The following is a 6,104-nucleotide window of genomic DNA, read 5'->3' as shown; positions in this document are numbered from 1 at the left end:
CTCCAGCTTGCAGAAACGATCGCGTCTCGCTACAGCTTACTGCCACAAGTAGAAGCAGTCGCAGTGGCAGGCTCACAAACGGCTAACACGTTTGATCAGCAATCTAATATTGATTTGTACGTTTACATTCAAGCAGCTATCCCGATAGACGCGCGTGCGGAGATTGCGACAACAACGAGCCGCCGTGAGGTGAATAACCAGTTCTGGGAACCCGGAGATGAATGGGTAGATGCAGATACTAACATTCATATTGATGTCATGTTTAAGAAGATAGACTAGCTTGAAGATTAACTCGATCGAGTGTTACGTTCGCACCAGGATTCTGTTGGATATTCCACCTGTTTTTGGCACAACGTTCTTTTATCTCAGATGCTCTACGATCGATCCAACTGGTTCCAGACGTTTCAGCAGACCGCCAGACAGCCTTATCCAGAAGCACTACGACATGCCATTCTTGCCAAGAATTATCCACTCCTGATGCAGAACATTTCGTCTTATTTGCATCAATTAGAGATAACTGTTACGCGTGATGATCTCGTTAGTCTAAATCTTGGATTTATTACTGAAAATCGCCATTTACTGATTGATCAAGTCAATAGATTAATCGATGCTTTAGATCATTTATTAGTATCAGACAGAGAAGGACTACAGCTCGGTAATATTTACACGCCAGCTGACGTATTGTTGAACTGAAAGATTATCTTTGGCAGATAAGCAGAACATTACGCTCGGCTACTTAGACCTCAATATCACTGTGTTAGCTCTGCTGACGGGTACGATCGTTCTTAAAGTGCATTTCAAATGCACTATCATAAGCAATCATCTGCTGCTTTAAGAGGACGGCTCCAATGGTTTTGCAGGTTCCTCAGACTCAAGCACTGACAGTTACTTGGGAACAACTCCCGGCCGATTTCGTGTTGCCTGATGATCCCGTGGAGAATATTCAACAGCCATTGCTGGCAGCAGCGTTGACGGATGCGCTGGCAGAAGCAGGCTTAGTAAACTCAGACATGCTGCTTGCCTCTAACTTTGGGCTGGTGGCGACCGTCAATAGTAAGACGGTGGTAAAAGCGCCAGATTGGCTATTTGTGCCTAAGGTGGCTCCGGTGCCGCCGGGTGTGGTGCGGCGTAGCTACACGCCGATGCTAGAGGGTGATCCTGTCGCCGTCGTCATGGAGTTCCTTTCAGAAACGGATACGGGAGAGTATTCCGTTCGCCCCACGTATCCCTATGGAAAGCTTTACTTCTACGAGCACATTCTCAAAGTGCCTATCTATGTCATTTTTAACCCATCCGATGGGTTAGTCGAAGTGCGCCAGCTTCAAGACGAGCAATACATTGCGCAGCAGCCCGACGCACAGGGACGCTATTGGATTCCAGAACTCCAGCTATTTTTGGGCACTTGGTACGGCAAACGCCTGGAGAGAACCACACATTGGCTGCGCTGGTGGGATGAAGCAGGGAATCTACTGCTTTGGAGTGCTGAGAAGGCAGAACAAGAGCGTCAGCGAGTAGAACAGGAGCGTCAGCGGGCAGAACAAGAGCGTCAGCGGGCAGAACAGGAGCATCAGCGAGCAGAACAAGAGCGTCAGCGGGCAGAGACAGCAGAGGCAGAACTGGCTCGGTTAAGAGCATTGCTACCGCCATCTGAGCAGTAGCGTTTGCTTTCCTGCTGCTCAATAATTTTAGGCGGACGAAGCTGTGCAGGATTACCGACTCTGGAACCAGAGAAGCGGGATGGAGTCTTAGTGTCAAGGCTTGATTCCTGAGCGATCGCGGATTGCTGCCAATTTTGATTCCATTTCTCCGTAAAATTTGGTTCTATTAAATTGTGTGAGTGGTGTAAGTGAGTGAATAAGATTCCCCCGTTTGATGTTTCCGAGCAGTTCAAGCTCATTGGTGCAGAAATCAACGCAGCGGTTTTAGAGGTGCTGGCGTCTGGGCGCTACATCGGAGGTCCACCCGTTGAGCAATTTGAACAAGACTTTGCCGACTACATTGGAACATCGGAATGCATTGCCTGCAATTCTGGAACGGATGCACTCTATCTGGCGCTGCGATCGCTCCAGGTGGGTCCTGGCGACGAAGTGATCACAACGCCGTTTACGTTTGTAGCGACCGCGGAAACGATCAGCGCGGTCGGGGCAACGCCAGTGTTTGTGGACATCGACTCGACCTTCAATCTGGACTTGGACCAGGTAGCAGCGGCAATTACCGATCGCACGCGAGCAGTCGTACCCGTGCATCTGTTTGGGCGACCCGTAGACATGACGCGCCTAATGGCGATCGCCAAAGCTCACGGTCTGGCAGTAATTGAGGACTGTGCCCAAGCGACCGGAGCAGCGTGGGCTGATCGAAAGGTTGGCAGCATCGGGCACATCGGCTGCTTTAGCTTTTACCCGACGAAGAATTTGGGTGCCTGTGGCGATGGGGGAGCCATTACAACCAATGATCCGGCGATCGCGGCAACGCTGCGAATGCTGCGCGACCACGGACGCCGCAGCGGCTATTACTACGAAGCGCTCGGGGTTAATAGCCGTCTAGATGCAGTACAGGCAACAATTTTGCAAATCAAGCTGCGCTATCTTGAAGGCTGGAATCAACAGCGCCAGACAGTGGCAGAGCGCTATCAGCAGCGGCTCAGCCGTCTTGCAGGCGTTGTCCTGCCGCAGACGGTGCTGAACGGCACCCACGTCTGGAATCAGTACACAATTCGCGTGACTGAAGATGCAGGCTCCCCGGAGCGATCGCCCCGGGATACCGTACGGCAGCAACTCCAGGAAAAGGGTGTGACTGCCATGGTGTACTACCCGCTACCGCTGCACTTGCAACCCGTTTATCAGCACTTGGGTGGCTCAGCGGGTCAGCTACCGCTTTCAGAGCAGGCGGCGCGGGAGGTGCTGTCGCTGCCAATGTTTCCGGAACTCTCCAGTGAACAGCAGGACCAAGTAGTGTACAGCCTGAAAGACTGTTTAATGTAGACGGCACAGATTGCAGATCGAGGACCAACCCCATGACGAAAAAGCTTGTGTGGGCGATCGCGCTGGTATCTCTGTGCGTTGTAACCCTTGTAGCCACCATTAGCTCTGGCGTAGCACAGCTTCGGTTGCCAGGATTTGAGACACCGGATCAGTCAGCTCCAGTCCCGATCGCCCCAGCTCCTGGACCGCTTCAGTCGCTTTCGACTAATTGCGCCCTACAACCGGAGCGCAAACGTCCTAAAGGGCGACTTGCAGCCCGACCGCGCCAGCAGTTGCCTCCCGGTTCTGTAACGCTAGAGCGCTTTCGTAAAGCTGAGTCGAGTAAAGAATCCGTGCTGCCGACTCCTAGAGAAGTGATTGCCTTGATCGATCCGACGAATTTTGGCGATCGCTTCTTACGAGATTTGAACGGAAAAGCGGCGCTGCTCGATCCGATCGTCGTGCTGCACGAAACAGTTGCCTCGGCTAGCAGTGCGCTCAATTTCTTCCGCCACCCGCACCCTAACGACGCTGAACAAGCCAGCTACCACACGCTGATTACGCTCGACGGTACGGTCATGTACCTCGTCCCACCCGATAAACGCGCCTTTGGCGCTGGCAACTCTGCGTTTCGAGGAGCCAACGGGCTGGAAGCCGTGCGAACCAATCCGGATTTTCCTAGCTCTGTGAATAATTTTGCCTACCACATCTCACTAGAAACGCCGCCGGACGGCAACGGCAACAGCACCCGCCATAGTGGTTATACCGAAGCGCAGTACCAATCTCTTGCGTGGGTTGTGGCAAAAACAGGGGTGCCCGACGTCAGAATAACGACTCACCGAGCGGTTGATCGATCGCGATCGCGCATTGACCCGCGCAGCTTCAACGACGCCAAGTTTTTCACGCTGCTGAAGGCATATCCCAAAACCTCAGAAATTTCGGTTCGCTGCACTGACCCCACTCCCGTACAGCCACAGAGCTAGAATTTCGTGCGGGTACGGTTTTCTACAACACGATAGCGTGGCGATTCCTGCGCTTTGTTTTTATGCTGGAAGCACAGAGCATTTGGTCGCTCAGTACACTTGGAGGACTTTGACAATGGGTTTGGGAGATTTGGTGCAGAAAGCTGTTTACCTGGGCGTGGGCATTGCTTCGTATGCGGGCGAAAAAGCAGGCGAAAAGTTTTCGGATTTGCGAGTCCAAATGCAAAAGCTGGCAGATGAAATGGTCGAGCGAGGCGAACTCACGACCGAAGAAGCCCGCCGCTTTGTAGATGATATGGTTGCCAAAGCGCAGCAACCCTCGGTTGTGCCTCCAACGGAGCCAACAAAACCCAGCGAACCTCGCCGAATCGAAATTCTTACAGACGAGGACGAGTCCGCTAAAGCCGACAGCGACGTCGATGATATGCGGAAGAAAGTGATGGATTTGCAGGAAGAACTGCGCCGTCTAAAGCGCGATAGCTAGCGGTTTCTACTGAAGGCATCCACCAACGGGCAGATCTGAGCTACGATCGCGGAATCGATCCCAACTGGTGCGTTACGAACGCATACGCGCGTATGGAAAGCTGGTCAGATGATTTTTTTGAGGTGCTTGAAGTCGTAGCTAACGAACTTGAGCAGTTCTGCACCGACATTGCCAAAGAAGTTAACGGTGCTATCGAAGCGTTTGCGGATGTGTCGGAAGCGGTGTTCGAGCAGATGCAGACCACATTTGTAGCCGAGTTCGATCGTCAGCTTAGTGAATTCGTCGATCCCCTAGTGGATGCCTGTTTGGGTATTGAAGGCGCGATCGGCGAGGCTGCCCAACCGCTGCTACACACCGTTGATCCCCTGTTGAACAATCATCCCGCCTGCGTGGGCTGTCGCCACTACCACGGTCAGGTGTACAGCGGAACGCCGCTGATTTGCGGCATGCATCCCTACGGTTGGGAGAGTGAGCAGTGCCCAGATTGGCAGTCTACCTGGCAGGATTAAGCCCGCGATCGCGGCTCCTACAACAGCGGGAAGAAGTGCCCAACGGGTCCCTGACCCTGCCCAATCGCCAGTGCATGGTTTAGAGCCGCGGTCACGTAGTCTTTTGCCAATCGAGTAGCTGGCAGAGCCGCATGCCCGATCGCCAGATTAGCGGCGATCGCTGCTGCTAGCGTGCATCCAGTGCCGTGAGTATGAGTTGTGTTTACGGTGGCAGTGGTAAGCGTCTCTAGCTGCTGTCCGTCAAACCAGACATCAGCACCGCGCAAATCCCCAGTCATACCGCCGCCTTTGACAAGAACGGTCTTGGCTCCCAAGCTGTGAATTCGCTGAGCCGCTGTTTGCATATCCTCCAGGCTGGCAATCTCCATGCCTGCGAGAATTTGCGCTTCGTATCGATTGGGAGTTAGCACCGTAGCAAGCGGCAGCAGCTTGGTCTTAAGCGTGGCGATCGCCGCATCGTCGATCAGTTGCGCTCCAGTCCGCGACACCATGACCGGATCGACCACGAGCGGCAGCAAATTTAACGTCTCGACTTGAGTTGCCACCGCCGTAATAATCTCTTGATTCAGCAGCATCCCTGTTTTCGTTGCCTGGACGCCGATGTCCGTCACGACCGCTTCGATCTGTGCCACCACTGCTTCGGGCGGCAAAGCGTCAACCCGCATTACGCCCAGCGTATTTTGAGCGGTGACGCAGGTGAGCGCACTAGTGCCGTGAACTTTGTGAAATGCGAAGGTGCGGAGGTCGGCTTGGATGCCTGCACCACCACCGCTGTCCGACCCCGCGATCGTTAAGGCAACGGGAATAGAAGGCATGGGAGTTGTCAGTATGTCTTGGGCTATTCCCCATTATCATGGAAAGCAGAGTGTTAAGAAACGTAAAGTCTATGCAGCTTACCCGAATTGACCTGAATAGCTGGATCTTTCATGTGGCGGGACAAACGATTCTAGTTGATCCCTGGCTGGTCGATCCGCTGGTGTTTTACGGGCAGCCTTGGCTGTTTACGGCGTATCACAACACGCCGATCGCTTACACTCCAAGCACCCTACCCGCGATCGACGTGATTTTAATCTCGCAAGGGTTGGACGACCACTGCCACAAACCAACGCTCGAAGCATTGGATCGACAGATTCCGGTTGTCGCGTCGCCAACGGCGGCAAAAGCTGTG

General features: G+C 53.4%; 8 protein-coding genes and 1 pseudogene. 8 read left to right on the top strand and 1 reads right to left on the bottom strand.

Translation table 11 applies throughout. The features are described 5' to 3' along the window. The 7 genes and pseudogenes from H6F43_RS15375 to H6F43_RS15345 form a co-directional block, all read left to right on the top strand. Window positions 1–279 (top strand): annotated as a pseudogene (locus tag H6F43_RS15375) (DUF4037 domain-containing protein); the annotation flags it as partial. A gap of 90 nt (window positions 280–369) precedes the next feature. Further along, complete coding sequence (locus H6F43_RS15370; RefSeq protein ID WP_190343606.1) at window positions 370–693, top strand: hypothetical protein; 324 nt, start codon at window positions 370–372, stop codon at window positions 691–693. A gap of 155 nt (window positions 694–848) precedes the next feature. Continuing rightward, window positions 849–1,658: a Uma2 family endonuclease gene (locus H6F43_RS15365; protein ID WP_190343605.1), complete on the top strand. Its 810-nt coding sequence runs from the start codon at window positions 849–851 to the stop codon at window positions 1,656–1,658. Window positions 1,659–1,850: 192 nt separating this feature from the next. Continuing rightward, window positions 1,851–2,981, top strand: coding sequence for an aminotransferase class V-fold PLP-dependent enzyme (locus tag H6F43_RS15360; RefSeq protein ID WP_190343604.1), 1,131 nt, complete (start codon window positions 1,851–1,853; stop codon window positions 2,979–2,981). A 32-nt stretch (window positions 2,982–3,013) separates the two neighbouring features. Further along, window positions 3,014–3,943, top strand: a complete 930-nt coding sequence (locus H6F43_RS15355) for a peptidoglycan recognition family protein (protein WP_190343603.1) — start codon at window positions 3,014–3,016, stop codon at window positions 3,941–3,943. Window positions 3,944–4,058: 115 nt separating this feature from the next. After that, on the top strand, window positions 4,059–4,427 hold the full coding sequence (locus H6F43_RS15350; protein ID WP_190343602.1) for a hypothetical protein: 369 nt from the start codon (window positions 4,059–4,061) through the stop codon (window positions 4,425–4,427). 92 nt (window positions 4,428–4,519) lie between these two features. After that, entirely contained in the window at window positions 4,520–4,936 is a 417-nt protein-coding gene (locus tag H6F43_RS15345) for a hypothetical protein (RefSeq protein ID WP_190343601.1), read from the top strand. 17 nt (window positions 4,937–4,953) lie between these two features. Here H6F43_RS15345 and thiD read toward each other — a convergent pair whose 3' ends face one another. Then, on the bottom strand, window positions 4,954–5,751 hold the full coding sequence (gene thiD / locus H6F43_RS15340) for a bifunctional hydroxymethylpyrimidine kinase/phosphomethylpyrimidine kinase (RefSeq protein ID WP_190343600.1): 798 nt from the start codon (window positions 5,749–5,751) through the stop codon (window positions 4,954–4,956). Window positions 5,752–5,822: 71 nt separating this feature from the next. Here thiD and H6F43_RS15335 point away from each other — a divergent pair. Continuing rightward, on the top strand, window positions 5,823–6,104 hold a 282-nt coding region (locus tag H6F43_RS15335; protein WP_190343599.1), incomplete at its 3' end, for an MBL fold metallo-hydrolase.

This window comes from Leptolyngbya sp. FACHB-36 (assembly GCF_014695955.1).
GTDB lineage: Bacteria > Cyanobacteriota > Cyanobacteriia > Leptolyngbyales > Leptolyngbyaceae > FACHB-36.
This window is presented reverse-complemented; position numbering and strand designations above follow the sequence as displayed.